Origin of the sequence: Gordonia phthalatica (assembly GCF_001305675.1) — a bacterium.
Lineage (GTDB): Bacteria > Actinomycetota > Actinomycetes > Mycobacteriales > Mycobacteriaceae > Gordonia > Gordonia phthalatica.
Genome location: NZ_CP011853.1, coordinates 4,221,952 through 4,244,554, shown reverse-complemented (window position 1 = coordinate 4,244,554; position 22,603 = coordinate 4,221,952). Strand labels below are relative to the sequence as shown.

Annotated in this window: 21 protein-coding genes; 5 read left to right on the top strand and 16 right to left on the bottom strand. The window is 67.7% G+C overall.

The window, feature by feature from the left end:
• Positions 1-103 precede the first annotated feature (103 nt).
• Positions 104-637 carry a MarR family winged helix-turn-helix transcriptional regulator gene (locus ACH46_RS19910; protein WP_062394544.1) on the bottom strand — a complete coding sequence of 178 codons (534 nt, stop codon included), beginning with the start codon at positions 635-637 and terminating at the stop codon, positions 104-106.
• Between the two features lie 52 nt (positions 638-689).
• On the bottom strand, positions 690-1,055 hold the full coding sequence (locus ACH46_RS19905) for a RidA family protein (protein WP_062395682.1): 366 nt from the start codon (positions 1,053-1,055) through the stop codon (positions 690-692).
• A gap of 221 nt (positions 1,056-1,276) precedes the next feature.
• On the opposite strand from ACH46_RS19905, the gene ACH46_RS19900 reads away from it, so the two are divergent.
• Together ACH46_RS19900 and ACH46_RS19895 are read left to right on the top strand one after the other, a co-directional pair.
• Entirely contained in the window at positions 1,277-2,011 is a 735-nt protein-coding gene (locus ACH46_RS19900) for a P-loop NTPase family protein (RefSeq protein WP_062394542.1), read from the top strand.
• Positions 2,011-4,020: a YhgE/Pip domain-containing protein gene (locus tag ACH46_RS19895; protein WP_062394540.1), complete on the top strand. Its 2,010-nt coding sequence runs from the start codon at positions 2,011-2,013 to the stop codon at positions 4,018-4,020. Before ACH46_RS19900 ends, ACH46_RS19895 begins: the two co-directional genes overlap by 1 nt.
• 115 nt (positions 4,021-4,135) lie before the next feature.
• On the opposite strand, the gene ACH46_RS19890 is transcribed toward ACH46_RS19895, so the two are convergent.
• The gene (locus ACH46_RS19890; protein WP_062394539.1) at positions 4,136-4,483 is read right to left on the bottom strand and encodes a VOC family protein; all 348 of its coding nucleotides are present in this window, start codon (positions 4,481-4,483) and stop codon (positions 4,136-4,138) included.
• Positions 4,484-4,587: 104 nt separating this feature from the next.
• Complete coding sequence (locus ACH46_RS19885; protein ID WP_082399836.1) at positions 4,588-5,112, bottom strand: DUF1697 domain-containing protein; 525 nt, start codon at positions 5,110-5,112, stop codon at positions 4,588-4,590.
• Between the two features lie 32 nt (positions 5,113-5,144).
• Here ACH46_RS19885 and rnhA point away from each other — a divergent pair, with 32 nt between their 5' ends.
• Positions 5,145-5,609, top strand: coding sequence for a ribonuclease HI (gene rnhA, locus ACH46_RS19880; protein ID WP_062394537.1), 465 nt, complete (start codon positions 5,145-5,147; stop codon positions 5,607-5,609).
• Positions 5,606-6,265, top strand: a complete 660-nt coding sequence (locus ACH46_RS19875; RefSeq protein ID WP_062394535.1) for a hypothetical protein — start codon at positions 5,606-5,608, stop codon at positions 6,263-6,265. The genes rnhA and ACH46_RS19875 overlap by 4 nt, the downstream gene beginning before the upstream one ends.
• A gap of 111 nt (positions 6,266-6,376) precedes the next feature.
• On the opposite strand, the gene ACH46_RS19870 is transcribed toward ACH46_RS19875, so the two are convergent.
• The 12 genes from ACH46_RS19870 to ACH46_RS19815 all read right to left on the bottom strand — a co-directional run bounded on the left by ACH46_RS19870 (position 6,377) and on the right by ACH46_RS19815 (position 20,762).
• Positions 6,377-8,305, bottom strand: coding sequence for an ABC transporter ATP-binding protein (locus ACH46_RS19870; protein WP_062394533.1), 1,929 nt, complete (start codon positions 8,303-8,305; stop codon positions 6,377-6,379).
• A complete protein-coding gene (locus ACH46_RS19865) occupies positions 8,302-10,035 on the bottom strand; it encodes an ABC transporter ATP-binding protein (protein ID WP_062394532.1) in 1,734 nt (577 codons plus the stop codon). The genes ACH46_RS19870 and ACH46_RS19865 overlap by 4 nt, the downstream gene beginning before the upstream one ends.
• 68 nt (positions 10,036-10,103) lie before the next feature.
• Positions 10,104-10,901 (bottom strand): family 1 encapsulin nanocompartment shell protein, encoded by a 798-nt coding sequence (locus tag ACH46_RS19860; RefSeq protein ID WP_062394530.1) that lies wholly within the window; start codon positions 10,899-10,901, stop codon positions 10,104-10,106.
• Positions 10,902-10,940: 39 nt separating this feature from the next.
• Entirely contained in the window at positions 10,941-11,948 is a 1,008-nt protein-coding gene (locus tag ACH46_RS19855) for a Dyp-type peroxidase (protein WP_062394529.1), read from the bottom strand.
• Positions 11,949-12,079: 131 nt separating this feature from the next.
• Positions 12,080-13,033, bottom strand: a complete 954-nt coding sequence (locus ACH46_RS19850) for an alpha/beta hydrolase (protein WP_062394527.1) — start codon at positions 13,031-13,033, stop codon at positions 12,080-12,082.
• Positions 13,034-13,300: 267 nt separating this feature from the next.
• On the bottom strand, positions 13,301-15,013 hold the full coding sequence (locus tag ACH46_RS19845; protein WP_062395678.1) for a long-chain-acyl-CoA synthetase: 1,713 nt from the start codon (positions 15,011-15,013) through the stop codon (positions 13,301-13,303).
• A gap of 99 nt (positions 15,014-15,112) precedes the next feature.
• A complete protein-coding gene (locus tag ACH46_RS19840) occupies positions 15,113-16,396 on the bottom strand; it encodes an acyl-CoA dehydrogenase family protein (protein ID WP_062394525.1) in 1,284 nt (427 codons plus the stop codon).
• A 25-nt stretch (positions 16,397-16,421) separates the two neighbouring features.
• A complete protein-coding gene (locus tag ACH46_RS19835; protein ID WP_062394524.1) occupies positions 16,422-17,291 on the bottom strand; it encodes an SDR family oxidoreductase in 870 nt (289 codons plus the stop codon).
• A 129-nt stretch (positions 17,292-17,420) separates the two neighbouring features.
• Positions 17,421-18,320, bottom strand: coding sequence for a MaoC/PaaZ C-terminal domain-containing protein (locus tag ACH46_RS19830; protein ID WP_062394522.1), 900 nt, complete (start codon positions 18,318-18,320; stop codon positions 17,421-17,423).
• Complete coding sequence (locus ACH46_RS19825; RefSeq protein ID WP_062394520.1) at positions 18,317-18,751, bottom strand: type II toxin-antitoxin system Rv0910 family toxin; 435 nt, start codon at positions 18,749-18,751, stop codon at positions 18,317-18,319. Before ACH46_RS19825 ends, ACH46_RS19830 begins: the two co-directional genes overlap by 4 nt.
• Before the next feature lie 51 nt (positions 18,752-18,802).
• Positions 18,803-20,008, bottom strand: a complete 1,206-nt coding sequence (locus ACH46_RS19820; RefSeq protein ID WP_062394519.1) for a lipid-transfer protein — start codon at positions 20,006-20,008, stop codon at positions 18,803-18,805.
• A 124-nt stretch (positions 20,009-20,132) separates the two neighbouring features.
• Complete coding sequence (locus ACH46_RS19815) at positions 20,133-20,762, bottom strand: TetR/AcrR family transcriptional regulator (RefSeq protein ID WP_062394517.1); 630 nt, start codon at positions 20,760-20,762, stop codon at positions 20,133-20,135.
• Between the two features lie 156 nt (positions 20,763-20,918).
• On the opposite strand from ACH46_RS19815, the gene ACH46_RS19810 reads away from it, so the two are divergent.
• Positions 20,919-22,586 carry an FAD-binding dehydrogenase gene (locus ACH46_RS19810; RefSeq protein WP_062394516.1) on the top strand — a complete coding sequence of 556 codons (1,668 nt, stop codon included), beginning with the start codon at positions 20,919-20,921 and terminating at the stop codon, positions 22,584-22,586.
• Positions 22,587-22,603: the final 17 nt, after the last annotated feature.

Genomic DNA, 22,603 nt, shown 5'->3' with positions numbered 1-22,603 from the left:
AACCACGAAGAGATGAATCAGGCAGACACAGACCACGTGGAAACAGTGCGACCGCGAGCCGCTGTGAGCGGCTCGCGGTCGCACTGTTCCTGACAGATCCGCGTCAGGCCGAGTGTGCCTCGTGATCGGTCTCGGCGTCGATGATCGAGTTCTCCAGCCGACGGAGCAGATCCGCCAGCTGCCGCTGGTCGTTCTCGTCAAGGTCCTGCAGCAGGCGCAACTCATTGGAGAAGTGCGCGCTCGCGGTCTGATCGATCAGGCTCAAACCGCTGGTGGTGAGGCAGACGTAGACGATCCGGCGGTCGTCCGGGTCGCGCTTGCGCTCCACCAGGCCGGCCTTCTCCAGTCGGTCGACGCGCAGGGTGACGCCGCCGGTGGTGACCAGCATCGTCTTGGCGAGCTCGCCCGACGTCATTCGATACGGGGCGCCGTTGCGACGCAGCGACGCGAGGACGTCGAAGGATGCCATGTTGAGGTCGTACTCGGAGAAGAGCGACGACAGTGACGACTGATAGAGGAGGTAGGCGCGGTGGAGTCGGCCGAACACATGGAGAGCCGAGACGTCCATCTCCGGACGTTCCTGCCCCCACTGTCCGATGATGTCGTCGACGGCGTCCTGATCGTTGCTCGCCTTCATGGCGCGCCCCCTTCCTGCAAACGTTGTGCACCGTCGAGGTGCGGTGACCGTGTTACTTGTCGAGGCCGACGTGGGCGATCGCATCGATCTCCACGGTGGCGCCGTACGGAAGCGCCTTCACTTCGAGGAAGGTCCGTGCCGGGCGGGGGACTGCGAAGAGTCGCTCGTACTGGCGGTTGGCCTCCTCGCGAAGTGAGAGGTCAGTCACGTAGTACGTCAGTTTAACCACGTCGTTCAGTGCCGCTCCGGCCGTGGCCAGGCGTTCGGTCATGCGGACGATGGCCGCGTCGAGCGCTTCGTCGCGGCCGTCGACGGGCTGGTAGTCGGAATCGACGGACAGGGCGCCCGAGACATAGACGGTGTCGCCGGCGCGGAAGGCCGGGCTGTACGGGTGCTGGGGCGAGACGCTCGTCGTCACGGTTTCCTCCAAGTGGATCGATGTTCACTAAACATCTTAGTGGTTAAACATTGCGATGCAAGGGTGAATGGGAAGGTCGGGACCGTTGATCTGTGTGGAACGGCTGCCGTCGGCGGCATCGGCGGTGACTGGCGACACTCTTAATCTGATAACGTGTGTTCGCAGACTGTTCGGCGAATCGACTCGGGACCGACGTGCCACCCCGACTACGCTGCTGAATCATGACCGATCACCACGACGCAGCGCCTGACGCCATGGCCGTCGTCGCACGCGGAATCTCGCAGAAGGGCCCCTGGGGGCGGGTTTACGGTCCGCTCGATCTGGATATCCCGGCCGGCGGACTCACGATCCTGCGCGCCGAGGCCGGTGCGGGGCGCACCGCGTTGCAGATGACCCTCGCCGGACGCATGAAGCCGAACGCCGGAACCCTCGACGTCCTCGGTCGCACCAAGGCCAAGGACATCTTCGCCGTCTCGACGCTCGCCGGCATGTCCGCGCTCGACGACGTCTACGCCTCGGTGCGCGTCGTCGACCTGCTGACCGAGAAGGTCCGCTGGGACGCCCGCTGGTACCGCATCATCGGCAAGGCGACCGAAGCCGATCTGGAACGGATCTGCCGCCCGGTCTTCGGCGACCTGCCGCTGCCCGCGCTCGGTGATTACGTGGAGGAGCTGTCCGAACTCGACGGCCTGCTGCTGCGCGTCGCGCTCGCCAACTCGAAGGCGTTGCCGTTCCTGGTGGTCGGCAACGTCGACCAGGTGACCAGCGACGAGAACCATCGGATCCTCATCTCGCGGCTCGTCGAACTGGGCCGCAACCAGACCGTCCTGACCACCACGGTGAATCCCGTCGATCCGGCGCTCGGCTATCGCGCGCTGATCGACGTGCCGTCGATGCTGCCCGCCGGGGCGGCCACCGAACCGATTGTCCGCACTGATGTGCAGGGGGAGAACTGATGCTGGCGGGAATGTCGCTCGGCACCGAGCTGAAACGCTATTCGAAGGGTGCGATGCCGCGCATCGCGATCCTCACCGTGATCCTGATGCCGCTGCTCTACGGCGCCATGTACCTGTGGGTGTTCTGGAATCCGTTCGACGAGGTCGCCAAGGTGCCCGTCGCGTTGGTGAACCAGGACCAGCCGGTGGAGGCCAACGGGAAGACGCTGAACGCCGGACAGCAGGTCCGCGATGAGTTGCTGAGCTCGGGTGAACTCGACCTGCACGCAGTCGACTCGCGTGAGGCCGCGGACGGTCTCGCGAGTGGGAAGTACTACTTCACGATCTCGATCCCCAAGGACTTCTCGTCGTCGATCGCGTCGGCGCTCACCCCGGATCCGCACAAGGCGAAGATCCAGTTCACGTTCAACGACGCGAACAACTACCTGGCCGGGGTCATCGGCCAGAGCGCCGCCGCGCAGGTGACGCAGGCGCTGAACGACAACATCGGCGGTCAGGCCGTCGATCAGGTCCTGGTGGGCCTCACCACCGCCGGCGACGGTCTGCACAAGGCCGCCGACGGATCCGCGCAGTTGGCCGACGGGCTGAAGAAGGCCGACGATGGCGCCCAGCAACTCGCTTCGGGCTCCAAGGAGCTCGCGACCAACATGGTCACCGCGCGCGACGGTTCGGCCCAGCTCGCCGACGGCACCGCGCAGCTGGCGAGCGGGATCAACTCGGCCGTCGTCCCGCTCAAGAGCATGCTGAACAACGTGCAGGCGTCGGGCCTCAAGCCGTCGCAGTACGCCGCCGACGCCGCCAAGCTCTCGTCCGACCTCTCCGACGTCCTCGGCGTCATCGGTGCCGCCGGCGCCGGGCAGTCGCAGGCCGCGCAGTCGGTGTCGCAGGTGATCGCAGGCCTCCGACGCAGCAACGATCCCAACGCGCGGGCGCTGGCCAACGCTCTCGCACCCGTTCAGGACTTCCTGCAGACGCAGGGGGTGAACCCGTCGACCACCGCCGAGGTGAACCGACTGGCCAAGCAGTCCGACGCGCTGTCGGCGCAGCTCGGCGACAAGAACTCGCCGCTCCGGTCCACGCTCGTCATGCTCGAGAACGGTCAACTCGCCAGTAAGGTCGGCGAACTCCAGGACGGAGCCAACCAGCTGCAGACCGGTGCGGCGCAACTGCACAGCGGTCTGGTCCAGCTCACCGACGGCAGCGAGCGCCTCGCGACCGGCGCAGGCGAGCTCGCCCAGGGCACCCCGCAGCTGTCGGCCGGGGCCGAGGAGCTGGCCACCGGGCTGGCCGACGGCGTGAAGCAGCTACCGAACTTCGGCAGCGACAAGCAGCGGCAGGCCACCGCGACCAACCTGTCGCAGCCCGTCGAACTGAGCTCGTTCACCCACAACAAGGCGCCGACCTTCGGTACCGGTTTCGCGCCCTTCTTCCTGCCGCTCGCGATGTTCATCGGCGCCATCATCATCTGGATGATGCTGAAGCCACTGCAGTCGCGCGCGGTGATCAACGGTCTCGGCGGCCTGCGCTCGGTGCTGGCGTCGTACTGGCCGGCCGTGCTGCTGGCCGTCGCGCAGGTGGTCGTGATGTTCTGCGTCGCGCACTTCGCCGTCGGCCTGGATGCGGTGCATCCGCTCGGCATGCTCGGGTTCATGCTGTTGGTATCCGGCACTTTCGTGGCGTTGATACAGATGTTCAACGCGGTGTTGGGGGTGGCCGTCGGCAGAGTGGTGTCCCTGGCCTTCCTCATGGTCCAGATCGTCGCGTCGGGTGGCATCTATCCGGTGGAGACGACGGCGAAACCCGCACAGTGGTTCCACCCGTACGATCCGATGAGTTACGCGGTCACCGGTCTGCGACAACTGATCAGCGGCGGCGTCGACTCGCGCCTGTGGATCGCCGTCGCGGTGCTCGCCGGAATCTCCGCGGTCTGCCTCGCGATCAGCTCGTGGGCGGCCCGACGGAACCGGCAGTACACGATGGTCCAGCTGTTCCCGCCCATCGAGGTGTGAGCGCGGTCGTCGTGCGGTGAATCAACGGTGTTCGTTGTGACCAGCGGGTGGTCACAACGAACACTGAAGATCCGTTCAGCGGGCGAGTTCGATCAGGCCGGTGCGTTCCTGCCGGTCAGGCAGCGACGAGCTCGATCTTGTTGCCATCCGGATCTTTCACGACGGCGACATGCCCGTAGGCGAGATCGGCAGGCGCTCTGAGCAGTGCTCCGGGTGTGACTTCTTGAAGTGCGGCGATCGCGGCGGGTAGATCGGTCACCGTGAAGCCGAGTCGAGCCCGCGATGAGGCAGATCCGCCTCGCGGATAGAGTTCGAGGACTGCGCCGCCCGGTAACTCGGTGGAATAGTGAATGGGCCCTGCGCCGTGCTTCTCCTGTGTGAAGGGCAGCCCGAGTGCAGCGTAGAAATTCCTGGACGAGTCGATGTCCGCGACGTAGAGAACGATCAGGTTCAGGGGGGTCATCGTTCGTACTCCACTTCTCCGGTTCTGCGGTTCGTGATCGTCAATCTGCCGTCTGCAGTCGCGACAATTGTATGTCCGGTTGTTCGACCACGGATTCTGGTAGTTCAGTGCGCCAGTTCGATCAGTTTCGCCGTCGTCCGGAGGTTGCGACCGGTTCCGGTCACGCCGAGACCCTTGGCGATCTTGGCCGGCGTGAGTTTGGTGGCGCCCGCGCCGCCCGGGTAGTCGATGTGCAGGTTGGCGCCGATCACCCGAAGGAGTTCGCCGCCGCCGAAGTCCTGCGCGCAGAAGGCGGCTGCCGCGTCGGGGGCCGGTGTCCCGGTCAGGAAGTAGATGTGGCCGTGCGGGGCGTCGCCGAACGGGTAGTCGGCCAGGGCCTGGGCGACCTGCTCGGGCGTCCGGCCGATCGCCTCCCGGAAGTAGCCGAACTCGGCGGAGATCGCCTGCTCCAGGGCGCGGTCGAAGGCCTCCGGGTCGTCGGGCGGGGTGCACAGCAGGTTGCCGGACGCGATGTACGTGGAGACGTCGGTGGCGCCGAGACCGGTGGCGATCTCGCGGAGTCGGGCCATCGGCAGCTTGGCGCCGCCGACGTTGACGGCACGGAGCAGGACGATGCGGTCAGCGGTCACGGGGATCTCCTCACCCGGTAGCGTTGTACGTCATGAGCGACGCCGGAACCCCCTCGAAGGTAGTGGAGATCTCGACCGACGGGGCATGCCTGGGCAACCCCGGTCCCGGCGGCTGGGGAGCGATCCTCCGCTACGGCGACGTGGAGAAGGAACTGTCCGGCGCCGAACCCGACACCACCAACAACCGCATGGAGTTGATGGGCGCCATTCAGGCGCTCAACGCGCTGAAGCGGCCGTCGACGGTCATCCTCTACACCGACTCCAGCTACGTCCGGAACGGCATCACCAAGTGGATCTCCGGCTGGCAGCGCAATGGCTGGAAGACCGCGAGCAAGCAGCCGGTCAAGAACGCAGACCTCTGGAAAGACCTCCTCGAGGCAGAGGAGCGGCACAAGGTGGAGTGGCGCTGGGTGAAGGGGCACGCCGGCGACAAGTACAACGAGATCGCCGACACCCTCGCGACCGGCGCGGCCAAGAAACTGCGCGACGGCGCGTGACCGACACCCTCTTCGCCGACATCTCCGAGTGGCAGCCGCCGCTCGACGATTCGTACCCGTACGAGTGGCTGTCCATCCGCAGCAACGACGGCACCTACCGCGACCGCAACTGGAGCCGCAACTGGGACACCGCGCGCCGCTGGCTCGACTCCGGGCGGCTGCGCGGCCTGATCGTCTACGTCGTCTACCGGCCCAACTGGCGCGACTGCCTGGACGTGCATCGCTCGATGCAGGGCGAGAACCGCCCCGACGTGGTGTCGATGGTCGACGTCGAATCGTGGGGCGGGCAGATCGTCGGCGACCACTCCGCGGGCGTCAACCGCCTGGTGTGGGGGATCAGCGACTGGCGCGGCCCGCACATCGACGGCCGTCCCCGCCGCGTCATCGGCTATTGGAATCCCGTCGCGGACCGCGGGCTGTGGCGGGTCCGGCCGTCCATCGGGTTCATCGTGCCGAGCTACGGCCGCGCCCCGCGGTTCCCCGCCGGCGTCCAGGACGTGCGGCGGCAGATGATCGCCCACCAGTACACCGACGGCACCGTCGGCTGCGGCGGCAGTCTCCCGTGCGGCTACGGGTCGGTCCGCTGCGACATGAACGCCGCCAACGGTCGCGATGCGGAGGAACTCCGGATCGCGACGGGTATCGGAGCGGACTGACTCCGCTCGGGTGGCGGGTAGACCCAGCGTGCGTCGGCCTCGATACGCTCCGTGACTTCGTCCCGGGGCTACCCGACCAGAGCCTGGGGCGGGCCGCAGGAACGGCCGGCCTCAGACCGGTGCGTCGAGTTCCTCTGCGGGCTCGGTGAACTGGGCGTTGTACAGGCGGAAGTACGCGCCCTGCTTCCGGAGCAGGTCGTCGTGGTTCCCCTGCTCGACGATGCGTCCCTCCTCCATCACGACGATCAGGTCGGCGTTGCGGATGGTCGAGAGGCGGTGCGCGATGACGAAGCTGGTGCGGTCCTTGCGGAGGTTCGCCATCGCCTTGCCGATGAGCAGCTCGGTGCGGGTGTCGACCGAGCTGGTGGCCTCGTCGAGGATCAGGATCGTCGGCTTGGCGAGGAAGGCGCGCGCGATGGTGATGAGCTGACGTTCGCCCGCGCTGACGCCGCCGCCCTCGTCGTCGATCACCGTGTCGTAGCCGTCGGGCAGGGTCCGGACGAAGTGGTCGACGTGACTGATCCACGCGGCCTCCATCACGTCCTCGCGGCTCGCGGACGGATCGCCGTAGGCGATGTTGTCGTAAATGGTGCCGCCGAACAGCCACGAGTCCTGCAGCACCATTCCGGTGCGTTCGCGGAGGTCGTCGCGGGTCATCTGTGCGGCGTCGACGCCGTCGACGAAGATCGCGCCCTCGTCGACCTCGTAGAACCGCATGATCAGGTTCACCAGCGTCGTCTTGCCCGCGCCGGTGGGGCCGACGATCGCGATCATGTCGCCCGGCTGCGCCTCCAGCGAGAGGTTCTCGATGAGGGGGCGGTCGTCGCGGTAGCGGAACGAGACGTCGTCGAAGACGATGTGCCCGCGGTCGTCCGACGGGCTCACGGGCTGCGCCGGATCGGGATCCTCCTCGGTCTCGTCGAGGATGTCGAAGATCCGCTCGGCGGAGGCGACACCGCTCTGCATCAGGTTGAACATGGAGCCGATCTGGGTGAGCGGCTGCGTGAACTGACGCGAGTACTGGATGAAGGCCTGCACCTCGCCGAGACTGAGCTGACCGGAGGCGACGCGGAGTCCGCCGACCACGGCGACGGCGACATAGTTCAGGTTGCCGAGGAACATGATCGTCGGCATCACGATCCCGGAGATGAACTGGGCGCGCCAGCTCGACGCGTACAGCTTCTCGTTGCGCTCGTCGAAGTCGGCCTCCACCTGCTCGCGACGGCCGAACGCGGTCACCAGCTCGTGCCCGGTGAACGCCTCCTCGATCTGCGCGTTGAGGGCGCCGGTGGACGTCCACTGCCCGATGAAGTGCGGCTTGGACCGTTTCGCGATCATCGCGGTCGCGACGGCGGCGACCGGGATCGTCGCGAGCGCGATCACCGACAGCAGCGGGGAGATGGTGAACATCATGATGAGGATCGCGATCACCATCAGCAGGGAGTTCAACAGCTGGCTGATGGTCTGCTGCAACGACTGCGACAGGTTGTCGAGGTCATTGGTGACGCGGGACAGCAGGTCGCCGCGGGCCGACGCGTCGTAGAACGACAGCGGCAGGCGATGGATCTTGGCCTCCACCTGCGCGCGGAGCTTGGTGACGGTGCCGACGACCACCATGTTCAGCAGGTAGGCGCCCAGCCAGCCGAGGACCGCCGACGCCAGGTACAGGGCCAGGACGGTGAGGAGGATGCGGCCGACGGCGCCGAAGTCGACACCCTGGCCGGGCGTCACGTTCATCGACGCGATCATGTCGGCGAAGGTGTTCTGGCCGTGCTCGCGGAGACCTTCGACGGCCTGGTCCTTGGTGATGCCCGCCGGCAGCTGCGAGCCGATGACTCCGTTGAACAGTTCGTCGGTGGCGTCACCGAGGACGCGCGGGGCGTACGAAGTCAGTGCCACCGAACCGACGATGGAGCCGACGACCACCAGCATCATGCCGCGGTAGTCGCCGAGCTGCGCGACGAGTCGCTTCAACGACGGCTTGAACGACTTCGCCTTCTCCAGGGTCGGCGTGGCCCCGGGAGGTCCGCCGCGCGTCATGCGCCCGCTCCGATCGCCAGCTGGGATTCGGCGATCTCAGCGTAGGTGGGACAGGTCTCCAACAGCTCCGCGTGCGTGCCGAGACCGACCACGGTGCCGCGGTCGAGGACCACGATCTGGTCGGCGGCCGTGATCGTGGAGATCCGCTGTGCGACGACGATCATCGCGGACTCGCGGGTCGCGGGTACCAGCGCCTCGCGCAGGCGCGCGTCGGTGGCGAGGTCGAGCGCGGAGAACGAGTCGTCGAACAGGTACACCGCCGGCTTGCGGATCAGGGCGCGGGCGATCGCCAGGCGCTGTCGCTGACCGCCCGAGACGGTGGTGCCGCCCTGCGCGACCTCCGTCTGCAGGCCCTCCGGCATCGCGCGGACGAAGTCGGCGGCCTGCGCGATGGTCAACGCCTCCCACATCTCCGCTTCGGTGGCGTCGGCCTTGCCGTGCCGGAGATTGCTGGCGACGGTGCCGGAGAACAGGTACGGCCGCTGCGGGACCAGCCCGAAGTGCTGTCGAAGCCGGTCAGGGTCGGCCTCGCGGAGGTCGGTGCCGCCGAGGGTGATGGCGCCGCCGGTCACGTCGAGCATGCGGGGCAGCAGGTTGATCAGGGTGGTCTTGCCGGAGCCGGTGGAGCCGACGATCGCGGTGACGGTGCCGGGCTGCGTTGTGAACGAGATCCCGGACAGGACGGGCTCGTCGGCGCCCGGGTACCGGAACTCGACGTCGTTCAGGGCGACGACCGCCGGGTCGCCCGCGATGGGCTTCGGGTCGGCCGGGGCCGTGACGGTGGTGTCGGTGTCGAGGACCTCGCAGATGCGATCGGCGCAGACGCCGGCGCGCGGCGCCATCATCGCCAGGAACGACGCCATCATCACCGACATCATGATCTGCATGACGTAACTGAGCATGGCGGTCAGCGCACCGATCTCCACCGAGCCGGCGTCCACCGCGTGCGCACCGAACCAGAGGACTGCCACCAGCGTGACGTTGGTGATGAGCATGACGGTCGGGAACATCAGCGCCATCATGCGGCCCACGCGCAGGGAGGCGTCGGCCAGGAGATCGTTGGCGACGTCGAACCGCTTGGCTTCGTGGCGTTCGCGGACGAAGGCGCGGACCACGCGGATGCCGGTGATCTGCTCGCGCATCACTCGGTTCACGTCGTCGATCCGGGTCTGCATGGCGCGGAAGCCGGGGATCATCCGGGAGATGATCAGGCCCATCACGATGCCGAGGACGGGGACCGCCACCACGAGGACCCAGGAGATCGGGGCGGCCACGCGGACGCCCATGACGATGCCGCCGACACCCATGATCGGTGCGACCACCAGGATCGACATCGCCATCACGGCGAGCAACTGGACCTGCTGGACGTCGTTGGTGGTGCGGGTGATGAGCGACGGCGCACCGAAGCGGCCGACCTCGCGGGTGGAGAACCCGTTGACGCGGTGCAGAAGGTCGTGGCGGATGTCGCGTCCACCGCCGAGGGCGGCCTGCGAACCGAAGTACATCGCCGCCACCGAGCAGACGATCTGAGCGAACGAGATCGCCAGCATCCATCCGCCGGTGGAGAGGATGTAGTCGGTGTCGCCGCGGGCGACGCCGAAGTCGATGATGTCGGCGTTCAAGGTGGGCAGGTACAGCATCGCCGCGGTCGACACCAGTTGCAGGAGGACGACCGCGGCGACGGCGCCGCGATAGCGCAGGACATAGGTCCGCAGCAGGCGAGTGAGCACGGATCTCAGAATACGTGCGGCGAGTGTGGTGCGCGACGCAGTTTCCGGGGGCCGGGACTCCGGTCTCGTCAGGTCAAGGCGACGGCGGCCTCGGGGGAGTAGGTCAGGTACGTGAACGACTCGAAGAAGTACAGGTTCACCGAGTCGGCGTCGTGGGAGTCGTACCCGATCGACACGTCCTGGCCGATGGCGAGCTCGAAGTCGCCGCCGCGCGTGCTGACCAGGAAGCCGCTGTCGACCGCGGGCGCCCAGACGATCTCGCCGTCCACGAGGATGCGCTGCAGGTGCTCGCGGATCGGGTTGCCGTGGTCGGAGGTCTCGTTGACCTGCGTGTAGTGCTCGGCGGAGAGCACCAGCGAGTACGGGCCGTCGACCGATGCCAGCCGCAGCTTGCTGATGGCCTGGCTGATGGCCTCCGGATAGTCGCGGACGTCGTCGGGCAGTGCGATGCTGTTGACGCCGGACTCCCCGTTGATGCCGGTGATCTGCGCGGCCTGGTATCCCTCGAAGACCGCGCGGTCCTCGGCGAGGGCCAGCTCGCGCGCGGCGTGGACCACCGAGTCCCAGTCCGAGTCGGAGGCGCCGCGGTCCACGTTGTCGATGGCCTCGCGCGTGACGGTGAATGGGACCTTGAGTTCCACGAGCGGCTGGGTGTGCCGCAGGAAGGCCTGGATGCCGTCGGCGGGGGAGTCGATCTTGGTGCGGTGTCCGCGGGTCACCGAGTCGACGTCCAGACCCAGCGGGCCCTTGACGTCGACGACGCGGCGGCCTGCCACGTTGCGCTTGAAGGACCGGGAGGCCTCCTCCTCGATCTCCTTCCACGCGGCGGTGGAGATGGGAGCGAGCTCGCGATGCAGATTGTTCATCGTTGTGATCCTGTCTCTGGTGCGGGTGGGTGGTTCGATCTACTTCAGCGCGCCGATGCCGAGAGACCCGTCGGACGGGCTCGCATCCTCCGTCGGCTCCTCCGAGGGCGCGGTCGGCGCCTCGGGCAGGTCGGCGAGGAAGTCGGTGGACGGCGCGAAGAACTGGGTGCCGGTGACGGCGGTGGTGAAGTCGAGCAGGCGGTCGTGGTTGCCGACCGGATCGCCGATGAACATGTTGCGCAGCATCAGCTCCGTGATCGCCGGCGTCTTGGAGTAGGCGATGAAGTAGGTGCCCTTCTCGCCGTCTCCTGCGATATCGCCGAAGGGCATGTTGTCGCGGAAGATCTCCTGTGACTGGCCGTCGACGTCGGGCAGGTTGGTCAGCGCGGTGTGCGCGTTGGAGGGCTTGGTGTCGTCGTCCATCTCGACGTTCTCGAGTTTGGACCGGCCGAACGTGTTCTCCTGGTCGGGGACGGGGAGGGCGTTCCATGACGGGAAGTCGGTCACGTACTTCTGGACGGCGACGTAGCTGCCGCCCGCGAATTCTGGGTCGTCGTCAGGGTCGACGGTGATGACCTGAACGGCGTCGTCGCCCGCGGGGTTCTCGGTGCCGTCGACGAAGCCGGTGAGGTCGCGGAGATCGAAGTATCGGAAGCCGTGGGTCTCGTCGACGGTCGTGACGGCGTCGCCGAGCGTGGCGGTCCACAGTCGGCCGACCTCGAAGGCGAGGTCGGGGCGGCTGGACTTGATGTGCAGCAGGAGATCGCCGGGCGTCGCGGGCGCCGTGTGGGTGTCGCCGGTCAACTCGACGAACGGATGCAGTTCGGCCGGCCGGGGGCCGGAGAACAGGCGGTCCCAGGCGTCTGAACCGATGCTGATGATCGCGGTCAGGGTGGCTTCCGGAGCCCGCGATGACACCGTCGTCACGAGGCCTTCGAGGCCTTCGAGTGCGTCGCGGACGGCGCCTTCCCCGCCCGGGTTGATGGTCAGCACCAGGAACAGGGCCGAGGGAGTCTTGTCGGTGAGGATGTTCTGTCCGGAGTCCACACGACAAGCCTAGCGTCGAGCACGGACATTTTCGTTGTTAGAAGAGTCCCGGAATAGACCGGGACATGACCTCCGGCAATGCCGAAGGCCGGCACCCGAGCGGGTGCCGGCCTTCGGCTGAGCCTGTGCGATCAGAAGAACGCGGGCCGGAAGGTGGTCTGCCAGGACTGCTTGAAGCGGGCCTGCCAGTAGTCCCACCAGTGCACACCGTCGGGGCTGATGTGCGTGGTCAGGTGGACGCCCGGCACGGTCGCCATACGGGCGATGTACAGCTGCGAGCTGGTCGACGCGGCGACCTCCAGCGGCACCATCTGGGCGAACTTGGTCGGGTTGAAGTTGCCGCTGCCCGGCGTGACGCTCGAGTCGTACTTGCTGCCGACTCCGGTGCCCGACGAGACGTAGACGTAGTGCCCGGCGAGGTTGCCCGCGCTCAGGAACGGATCGTTGGCGAACCACTCACCGGCGGGGTAGAAGCCCCACATGTTGGTCGGGTTGCCGCCCATGACGGCCACCGACTGCTGGATGCCCTGGGTGAAGCCCGGCATGGTGACGGTCGGGTAGCCGCTGTATGAGGCGACGGCCTTGTAGAAGCCCGGGTGGCGCGAGGCCAGGTTCAGCGCGGCGGTGCCGGACATCGACAGGCCGGCGATGCCGTTGCGGCGGTTGTCACTGCCGTGGTTCTTCGCCATGTACGCTGGGAGTTCCTTGGTCAGGAAGGTCTCCCACTTCTGGACGCCGAGCTTCGGGTCGCGACGCTCCCAGTTGGTGTAGAAGCTGCCGCCGCCGCCGAACGGGATGGCGACGTTGGTGCGCTTGCCGAGCATGAAGCGGTCGACGTCGGTGTTCTGCAGCCAGCCGCTGGTGTTGTTCGGGGCGCGCAGGCCGTCGAGCAGGTACAGGGTCGGGTTGTTGTTGCCCGCCGCATCGATGATCCGCACCGGAATCTTCCGGTGCATCGAGGCCGAGTACACGTACTCGGTGGTTCCGGCGGCCTGGGCCTGCGGTGCGACCGCGACCGCGGTGCTCGCGAGGGTGGCCATGGCGGCGACACCCACGAGCAAGCGCTTGCCAACGCTCTTCAGCATAAAGATCCTTCGGTTCGTCGGCCGCGTGCTGCGACCCGTTCTCGTCGTGCCCGTCTCACCGGGGGTGAACTCGCGGCGTGGTCCGGGCCGTTCGGCCCGAAAGTACCCTCGCACGAGTGGTGAGGTTATCGGACTCAGGACATCGCCGCAAAGGCTCGCGACGGTCTCGATGCTGGTCGTGGCTGTTTCGCGACCTGTTTGCAGCGGTCAGGTAACGAATCCATAACCGTCGACCGCTCGCTGTGAAATTTGTCGCGCCGGGCACAATCAGGACATCTCGGTGTAACCGTCGGCCATCAGCGTGTAGACCGGATCGTCGCCGACGTCGGAGTAACCCTGATTGCGGAGCGTGACCCGCTGATTCTTGAAGGTGGACGTCTGCGTCAGTGCGGGGACCACCCGCAGGTACAGCGGCACCGCGTACTCCGGGAGGCGGCTGCGCAGTTCGGCGGCCAGCAGCACCGGATCGAAGTCGTCGTCGACGACGATCGCGGCCATCCCGGCACGACCGTCCGCGTCGGCCACCGCGACGCCGTAGACCACCGATTCGACGACACCCGCCGTGCCGTTGAGCGCGGCCTCCACCTCGGTGGTCGCCACGTTCTCACCCTTCCAACGGAAGGTGTCGCCGAGCCGGTCGACGAAGGCGATGTGGCGGAAGCCGAGGTCGGTCACCAGGTCGCCGGTGTTGAAGTACTGGTCGCCGTCCTTGAACGCGTCGCGCACCACCTTCTTCTCGGTGGCCGACGGATCGGTGTAGCCGTCGATCCGCGCGATCGGACTGATCTTGCCGAGCAGCAGTCCCGGACGGCCCTTCGCGACCTTGGTGACGCGGCCGTCGGCGCCGCGGCGCGGTAGGCCGGTGTCGTCGTCGGCCTCGACGATCACATAGGGCAGCGGGCAGAAGCCGACGGTCTTGCGCTGATCGAAGATGTTGACGAAGCCGATGTTCGACTCGCTGGCCGCGTAGAACTCGACGATCCGGTCGATGCCGAAGCGCTCCTGGAACTGGTCCCAGATCTCCGGTCGCAATCCGTTTCCCGCGGCGAGGCGCACGGAGTGCGCGCGGTCGGTCGGCTTCGGCGGCTGCGCGAGGAGGTAGCGGCACAGTTCGCCGATGTAACAGAAGGCCGTCGCCTCGTTCGCGATCGCCTCGTCCCAGAACCGCGACGCCGAGAACTTGGGACTCACCGCCAGGCAGGCCCCCGCGGAGATGGCGGTCGCGACGCAGACCGTCAGCGCGTTGTTGTGATAGAAGGGCAGCGTCACGAACAGGACGTCGTCGGGCCGCAGTCGCAGGCCCAGGGAGAATCCGTTCATCGCAATCTGCCAGCGGCCATGGCTCATCACGCTGGCCTTGGGCCACCCCGTGGTTCCCGAGGTGAAGATGTAGAAGGCCGGATCGCTCGCGAGGATCTCGTTCGTCACCCGCGGGTTCTCGTCCACCGGGCGTCCCCTCGCCGCGAGCGTGTCGCCGGCGTCGTCGAGGCCGTCGAAGGTGACCGCGTTGATCGCGATGCCGGGATCGAGGCCGGGGAGGAGCTCCCCGCACTCGGCGTCGTGCACCACGACCAGCGGTGCTTCGCGGTTGGCGTCCACCAAGACGCCGAAGCTGTGGTTCAGCGCATCGCCGGGCTGGTTGTAGTTGATCATCCCGGTCACGGCGCCCAGCTTCACGATCGCGAGCATCGCGATGACGCATTCGGGACTGTTGTGCGCCATGACGGCGACGACGTCGCCGCGCCGGACACCGCGGTCGCGCAGCGCCGCCGCCCACCGGTTGGCACGACGATTGCACTCGGCGTAGGTGTGGATCTCCGCGCCGACGCGGAGGAACGGGCTGTCCGGGTGGCGGGCCGCGGTGTCGGCGAACTTCGCTCCGATGCTCCAGCGCCGGTTCTCGCGGATCATCAGGAGGGATGTGCGCTGTCGGGCGAGGAGCGGGAGGTCGCGGACCAGGCCGAGGACGCCGCGGGCCATCGACCCCCAGGTGATGGTCTCGGCGGAGGGCGCGGTGGACGGGGACGACGCTGCGGTGGAGGTCACACGATCATCCTGACACGGATTCGGCGATGTGTGTCAATAGTTCAACAGTCCCTTCGCGACGTGCGTGACCTGGATTTCGTTGCTGCCCGCGTAGATCATCAGCGACTTGGCGTCACGAGCCAGCTGCTCGACGCGGTACTCCGACATGTACCCGTTGCCGCCGAAGAGCTGAACGGCGTCCATCGCGACGTCGGTCGCCGCTTCGGTGGAGTACAGCTTCATGGCGGAGGCCTCGGCGAGCGTCGGGATGCGACCGTCCGTCATCTGCTCCAGCGCACTGAAGACCATGTTCTGGACGTTGAGGCGCGCCACCTCCATCCGGGCCAACTTCAACTGGATCAACTGGAAGCGGCCGATGTCCTGCCCCCACAGCTGCCGGGTGGTCGCGTACTCGACGCACAGGCGGCGGCACTCGTTGATGATGCCGAGCGACAGGATCGCGCACCCCACGCGTTCGATGACGAAGGAACTGCGCGCGCTGTCGCGCCCGTCGCCGCTGCGATGGTCCTCGGTCTCGCCGAGCAGCCGGTCGGGCGTCAGGCGGACGTCGTTGAAGAACAATTCGCCGGTGGGCGAGGAGTGCATGCCCATCTTCCGCATCGGCGCGCTCTGGGTGAGGCCCTCCATGCCCTTCTCCAGGACGAAGGTCAGCACCTTGCGGTCGCGCTTGTCGGCGCCGTCGCCCTCGTCGAGCTTGGCGTACACGACGAGCACGTCCGCGTACGGACCGTTGGTGATGAAGGTCTTCTGACCGTTGAGGATGTAGTCGTCGCCGTCGCGCCGGACGTACGTCTTCATCCCGCCGAAGGCGTCGGAGCCGGAGTCGGGCTCGGTGATGGCCCACGACGCGATCGTGCGCAGGGTCATCAGGTCGGGCAGCCACCGTTCCTGCTGAGCGAGGGTGCCGCGGGAGAGGATGGTCGCTGCGCCCAGGCCCAGGCTGACGCCGATCGACGCCACCGAGCCGAGCGAGACGCCGGCGAGTTCGCTGAACAGCACCGCGCCCATCGACGCCTGCGCGCCGAGCGGATTCGACGAGCCGGACCGCTTCTCCTTCGTGTCGCGGGCGGCCCTGTCACGGGCGGCGTCGGCCTGCCCGTCGGACCGCTCCGCTTTGGCGCGCTTCTTGGCGAGGAGCTTGTCGACGGCCTCGCCGGCCATCGCCTCGAGGCCGAACTGCGACCACAGCTCGCGCATCAGGTCGTAGGGCGGGAGGTCTCCGTGCTCCAGCTCGTCGACCTTCGGTCGGAAGTTCTTGTCGATGAACTCCCGGGCGGCGTCCCGGACCATCAGGTCGGTGTCGGACCACTGATATATGTCTCTCCTGCGGTCTGTCGGGGGATCAGGGCAGCCGCGCGGCGATGTCGTCGATCACCCACGGTCCCTCGGTCTCGATGGTCTTGACGTCGTGCCAGCCCGCCAGCTCGGAGATGGCACCGCCCTGCACCGCGAAGACCTTGCCGGTGATGGTGCAGGCGTCCGAGGCCAGATAGGCGACGAGCGGCGAGATGTTGGCGGGACTGAAGGCGTCGAACTCGCCCTCCTCCAACGCCTCGTGCTCGGCGGCAATCATCGCGCCCATCCCCGGGGTGGCCAGGGTGAGTCGGGTGCGCGCGATCGGGGCGATCGCATTGGCCCGCACCCCGTACCGGCCGAGCTCGTCGGCCGCGACCAGCGTCATCGCCGCGATCGCCGCCTTGGCGGCACCGTAGTTCACCTGACCGGCGTTCGGCAGGGTGGTCCCCGACGCCGACGCCGTGTTCACGACTGCCGCGGTCGGCTGGGCGCCGGCCTTCGACTGCGCCTTCCAGTACTCGGCCGCATGACGCAGCACGTTGAAGTGGCCCTTCAGATGGACCGCGATCACCGAGTCCCAGTCGGACTCGGACAGTCCGGCGATGAATCCGTCGCGCAGGATGCCGGCGTTGTTCACCACGGCGTCCAGGGCTCCGAACTCGGAGATCGCCTGCTCGACCAGTTCCTTCGCGCCGTTCCATGAACTGATGTCGTTGCCGTTGACGACCGCACGACCGCCCGCGGCGACGATGTCGTCGACCGTCTGCTGCGCCGGCCCGACGTCGTCGCCCTCGCCCGCGTTGCTGCCGCCGCGGTCGTTCACGACCACCGCCGCTCCCTCGGCGGCGAAGAGCAGCGCGTGCTCGCGGCCGCCTGCGCCGGTGATGACGGCGACCTTTCCGTCCAATGCACCCATGGGTGGGGTTCCTTTCGTTGTGAAGTGCGGGGTGGTTTCGACGCGGCCCGCGGCGGTTTCGACACGGTCCTCCGCTTCGCTCCGGACCGGTTCAACCAGCGTTTTTGCTGGTTGAGCCGCGGCGAGGCGCTAGCCGAGCTGCGTGTCGAAACCTGATGCGGCGTCGGCGATCTCCGCGACGCCGTCGGACAGCACCACGTCGTCGCCGCGGACGGTCTCGAAGGCGTACGACGTGACGCCGTCGGCGGTGCCGGTGCGCCAGATCCGGGTCTGGAGGTCGTCGCCCGGAAAGACCATCCCGGCGAACCGCACGGCCAGGCGCCGCATCCGCGCGACGTCCGAGCCAGCGGTCTCGGTGAGCACGGCCCACGACGCGAACGCCATGGTGCACAGGCCGTGCGCGATGATGCCGGGCAGTCCGGCGTCCTTCGCGACCTCCTCGTCCAGATGCAGAGGCACCGGATCACCCGACGCCGGGGCGTAGCGGAAGGTCTGGTCGTCGTCGATGTGCTGGTCGACCACCGCGACGGGCTCGCCGGAGCGGACCGCGTCGTCGACCCGGTGCGCGGGTGCCTGCTCGCCGACCGTCCTCCCCGCGTCGATCCCGCGGAAGTAGGCCGTCAGGTACTGCTCGTTGACGAGCTCGCCCGCGGCATCGCGGCTCTCGACGTGCACCGCGATGGTGCTGCCCTTGGGTTTTCCCGCGTAGCCGATCGCCCGGGCGCGGGAGACCAGCGTCTCGCCGGGGCGGATCGGGCGGTGGAAGCGGAAGTCCTGCTCGCCGTGCACCACGCGACCGAAGATCTCGACGGGCGCGACGTCGATGACCGGGGTGAGCATCGAGTCGAAGACCGGCACGATCGCGAACACCGGGGGCGCGACCTCGCCCGCACGGTGCGCCGGAACCGGGTCGTTGGTGGCGGCCGCGTACTCGGCGATGCGCTCGGCGGTGACCTCGAAGGACTCGTCGTCGCTCCAGACATTCAGGCCGGCGTCGTCGAACTCGGTGACGGTGGCGGCGTCGGTCATGCGAGCGCGAGGTTCTCGAGTGCCGTGACCGACTTCTCCAGCTGCTTCCGCCCGTCCTTCTCGACGGCCTTGCCGAGGGCTCCCTTGATCAGTGCGCCCTCGAAGTCTCCGGAGATCTGGATCTCGCTGCAGCCGTCGACCGGGGTGACGGTGAACGCGAACTGCACCTTGACGCCGGCCATGCCGGTGCCGGACAACGTCATGGAGGTGGGCGCGTCGACGGCGTCGACCGTCCATTCGAGCTTGTTCGCCATGCCGAGCATGAGGATCTTGACGGTCAGCCTGCTGCCCGCTTCGAGCGTGGCGGGCGGCTCCTCCATCCAGCGTTCGTGGATCGAGAACCAGTCGCTCCACGTGGCGGGGTTGGCCATCACCGTCCAGAGGGCGGCCGGGTCGGCGCTGACGGTCTTGCTGAATTCGATGCGTCCCATGGTCTTTCGGCTCCTTGAGGGTGACGGGAGAGGGTGGAATCGGGTGGGAGGTCAGCGTTCGGCGCGCTGGAGCGCCGTGACGACGGCGGCGCCGCCGAGGCCGATGTTGTGCTGGAGGGCGGCGGTGACGCCGTCCACCTGGCGCGGGCCCGCGGTGCCGCGGAGCTGCCAGGTGAGTTCGGTGCACTGGGCCAGGCCGGTGGCGCCGAGAGGGTGGCCCTTGGAGATGAGGCCGCCGGACGGATTGACGACCCACTTGCCCCCGTAGGTGGTGGCGCCGTCGTCGACGAGTCGGCCCGCCTCGCCGGGCGCGCACAGCCCGAGCGCCTCGTACAGCAGGAGCTCGTTGGCGGAGAAGCAGTCGTGCAGCTCGATGACCTGGAAGTCGTCGGCGCCCAGGCCGGACTCCTCGTAGACCTGACGCGCGGCCTGCACGTTCATGTCGTGGCCGATCAGTCCCTTGCAGGTGCCGTCGAACGACGAGCGGAAGTCGGTGGTCATCGCCTGCCCGACGATCTCGACGGCCTGCCCGGCGAGTTGATGCCGGTCCACGAAGTCCTCGCTCGCCAGGACGACGGCGGCCGAGCCGTCGGAGGTCGGCGAGCACTGCAGTTTGGTGAGCGGGTCGTAGATCATCCGCGAGTCCAAGATCTGGTCGAGCGTGTACTCGTCCTGGAACTGCGAGTTCGCGTTGTTGACCGAGTGCCGGTGGTTCTTGAGGCCGATCTTCGCGAAGTGCTCAGCGGTGGTGCCGTACTCCTTCATGTGCTCGCGTCCGGCCGCCCCGAACATCCACGGGGCCGGCGGGAACAGCACCTCGGAGATCTCGGCGAGCGCTTGGAGGTGGTTCGCGAGGGGCTGCTCGCGGTCGTCCCAGACGGTGCCGAGGGAACCGGGCTGCATCTTCTCGAAGCCGAGGGCGAGGGCGCAGTCGGCCAGGCCGCCGCGGATCGCCTGCGCCGCAAGGAACATCGCGGTGGATCCGGTGGAGCAGTTGTTGTTGACGTTGATGATCGGGATACCGGTCATGTCGAGCTCGTAGAGCGCGCGCTGCCCCGACGTCGACTCGCCGTACACGTAGCCGACGTACGCCTGCTGCACCTCGCTGTAGGCGATGCCCGCGTCGGCCAGCGCCGCCGTCCCGGACTCCCGGGCCATGTCGGGGTAGTCCCACGGCGAGCCGTCGTCGTTTGTCCGCCGACCGGGCTTCTCGAACTTCGTCATTCCGACGCCGATCACATACACCTTGTTCGCCATCGCGCACCTTCCGTGGCAGGGCTCTGAAGTCATTGCGCGGGAATGGAACCCGCCTCGCGAACAACATACATACATGTGTGTATGTTGTGAAGGCCTACGAGGAAGACGCAGTTCAGCGGGTGCGTCAGAGGGAGAAGGACTCGCCTGCGACGGTGCGCAACTGGTTCACCGCGCGCTCCCAACGACGACGCGTCCGCGCCGGATCGTCGGCGATGTAACCGGCCACCTGGAGTCCGCGGAGCGCGTCCATCGCCGTGTACGCGAAGTCGCGGATCTCCTTGCGGTGCACCTCGTTCGGGGCGACGCGGGCGATCGCCTCGAAGAGTGCTCGATTGACGACCGGCTCCACGCGGCGCATCTCCGACGCGAGCTGCGGATCGGTGCGGCCGGCCACCCAGAGCTCGGTGACGGCGATCGCCAGCGGTCCCTGGTGGAACTCCCACAGCAGGTCCATCAGCGCGTCGTACGGATTCTCCGACGAGAGCTCCTCCACCTCGGCGAGCGCCCGCACCACCTGGCGTTCGGCGAGCCGGTTCACGGCGGCGATCATCAGGTCGTCGCGCGAACCGAAGTGGTGCACCTGGGCGCCCCGGGTCACGCCCGCGCGCTGCGCGATCCGCGGCGTCGTCGTACCCGCATAACCGAACTCGACCAGGCAGTCGATGGTCGCGTCGAGGAGCTTGGCGCGCGTCTGCGACGACCGCTGCTCCTGCGTGCGGCGCGGCGCGGCGGTCGCGTGATCGGACGGGGGCATTCCTGCATGGTACGACCCGACGTTCGGGCGGCGACCGAACTCGTGGATCCGTCGCTCCGCGGCGACGGTGTCCGCGGGTATCCTCTGGCGTGAGATGGCCTGTGGGGTGGGCCACAACGGATTCGACGGACAACGGTGTCCGCGGAGAGGCTGGGCATGTCGGAGCAGGTGCAGGCGGACGCCATCGTCGTCGGAGCGGGACTGGCGGGACTCGTCGCCACCTACGAGCTGACGCAGGCCGGACGCACGGTGATCGTCGTCGACCAGGAGAACCGGCAGAACCTCGGTGGCCAGGCGTTCTGGTCGCTCGGCGGGCTGTTCCTGGTCGACAGTCCCGAGCAGCGTCGTCTGGGGATCAAGGACTCACCCGAACTGGCGCTGCAGGACTGGATGGCGTCGGCCGGCTTCGACCGGGACGACGAAGATTACTGGCCCCGCCAGTGGGCGCGCGCGTATGTGGAGTTCGCGTCGACCATCAAGCGGCAATACCTCCACGACCTGGGGCTACGCTTCACCCCGGTCGTCGGGTGGGCCGAACGCGGCGGCGGCTTCGCCGACGGCCACGGCAACTCGGTCCCGCGCTTCCACCTGACCTGGGGCACGGGGCCCGAGGTGATGCGAGTCTTCGCCGAACCCGTCCTCGAAGCCGAGAAGCGCGGTCTGGTGACCTTCGCCTTCCGGCACCGCGTCGACGATCTGATCGTCGAGGACGGCGTCGCGGTCGGTGTGCGCGGCCGGGTCCTGGAGCCGACCGACACGGCGCGCGGCGTGCCGTCGTCGCGCACCGAGATCAAGGACTTCGAGCTCCGCGGCGGCGCGGTGATCGTCACCTCCGGCGGCATCGGCCACAACCACGACCTGGTGCGCAAGAACTGGCCCGTCGACCGGCTGGGCGAGCCGCCGAAGTTCATGATCGCCGGCGTCCCCGACTACGTGGACGGCCGGATGCTGGAGATCACCGAGGCTGCGGGCGGCAACATCGTCAACCGTGACCGCATGTGGCACTACACCGAGGGCATCCAGAACTGGGATCCCATCTGGTCCGACCACGCCATCCGCATCATCCCCGGACCGTCCTCCCTGTGGCTCGACGCGAACGGTGAGCGGCTCCCCGCGCCCAACTTTCCCGGCTTCGACACCAACACCAGCATGAAAGCGATCCTCGACACCGGCTACGACTACTCGTGGTTCGTGCTGACCAAGTCGATCATCGAGAAGGAGTTCGCACTGTCGGGCTCCGAACAGAACCCCGACATCACCGAGAAGTCGTTGAAGACCGCCGCCAAGAGCAGGCTCGCGAAGGGCATGCCCGGCCCGGTGGCGGCGTTCACCGAGCACGGCGTCGACTTCGTGGTCCGCGACAACCTCGCCGACCTGGTCGCCGGGATGAACGAGCTGGGGCGCGGCGGCCACATCGACCTGCAGTCGCTGGAGCGGACCATCTCCGCGCGCGACAGCCAGGTGGACAACGCCTACAGCAAGGACGCGCAGATGATGGCGATCCACAACGCCCGCGCCTACCTGGGCGACAAGGTGGTCCGCGTCGCCAAGCCGCACAAGATGCTCGACCCCGCGCACGGCCCGCTGATCGCAGTGCGCCTCAACATCCTCACCCGCAAGACCCTCGGCGGGCTGGAGACCAACCTCGACTCACAGGTGATGCGCCCCGACGGCACGGTCTTCGACGGCCTGTACGCCGCGGGCGAGGTCGCGGGCTTCGGCGGCGGCGGCGTCCACGGCTACAACGCCCTCGAAGGAACCTTCCTCGGCGGCTGCATCTTCTCCGGTCGCGCGGCCGGTCGTGCGGTGGCGCAGCAGAACTAGGGGCGGTCCACACGCTG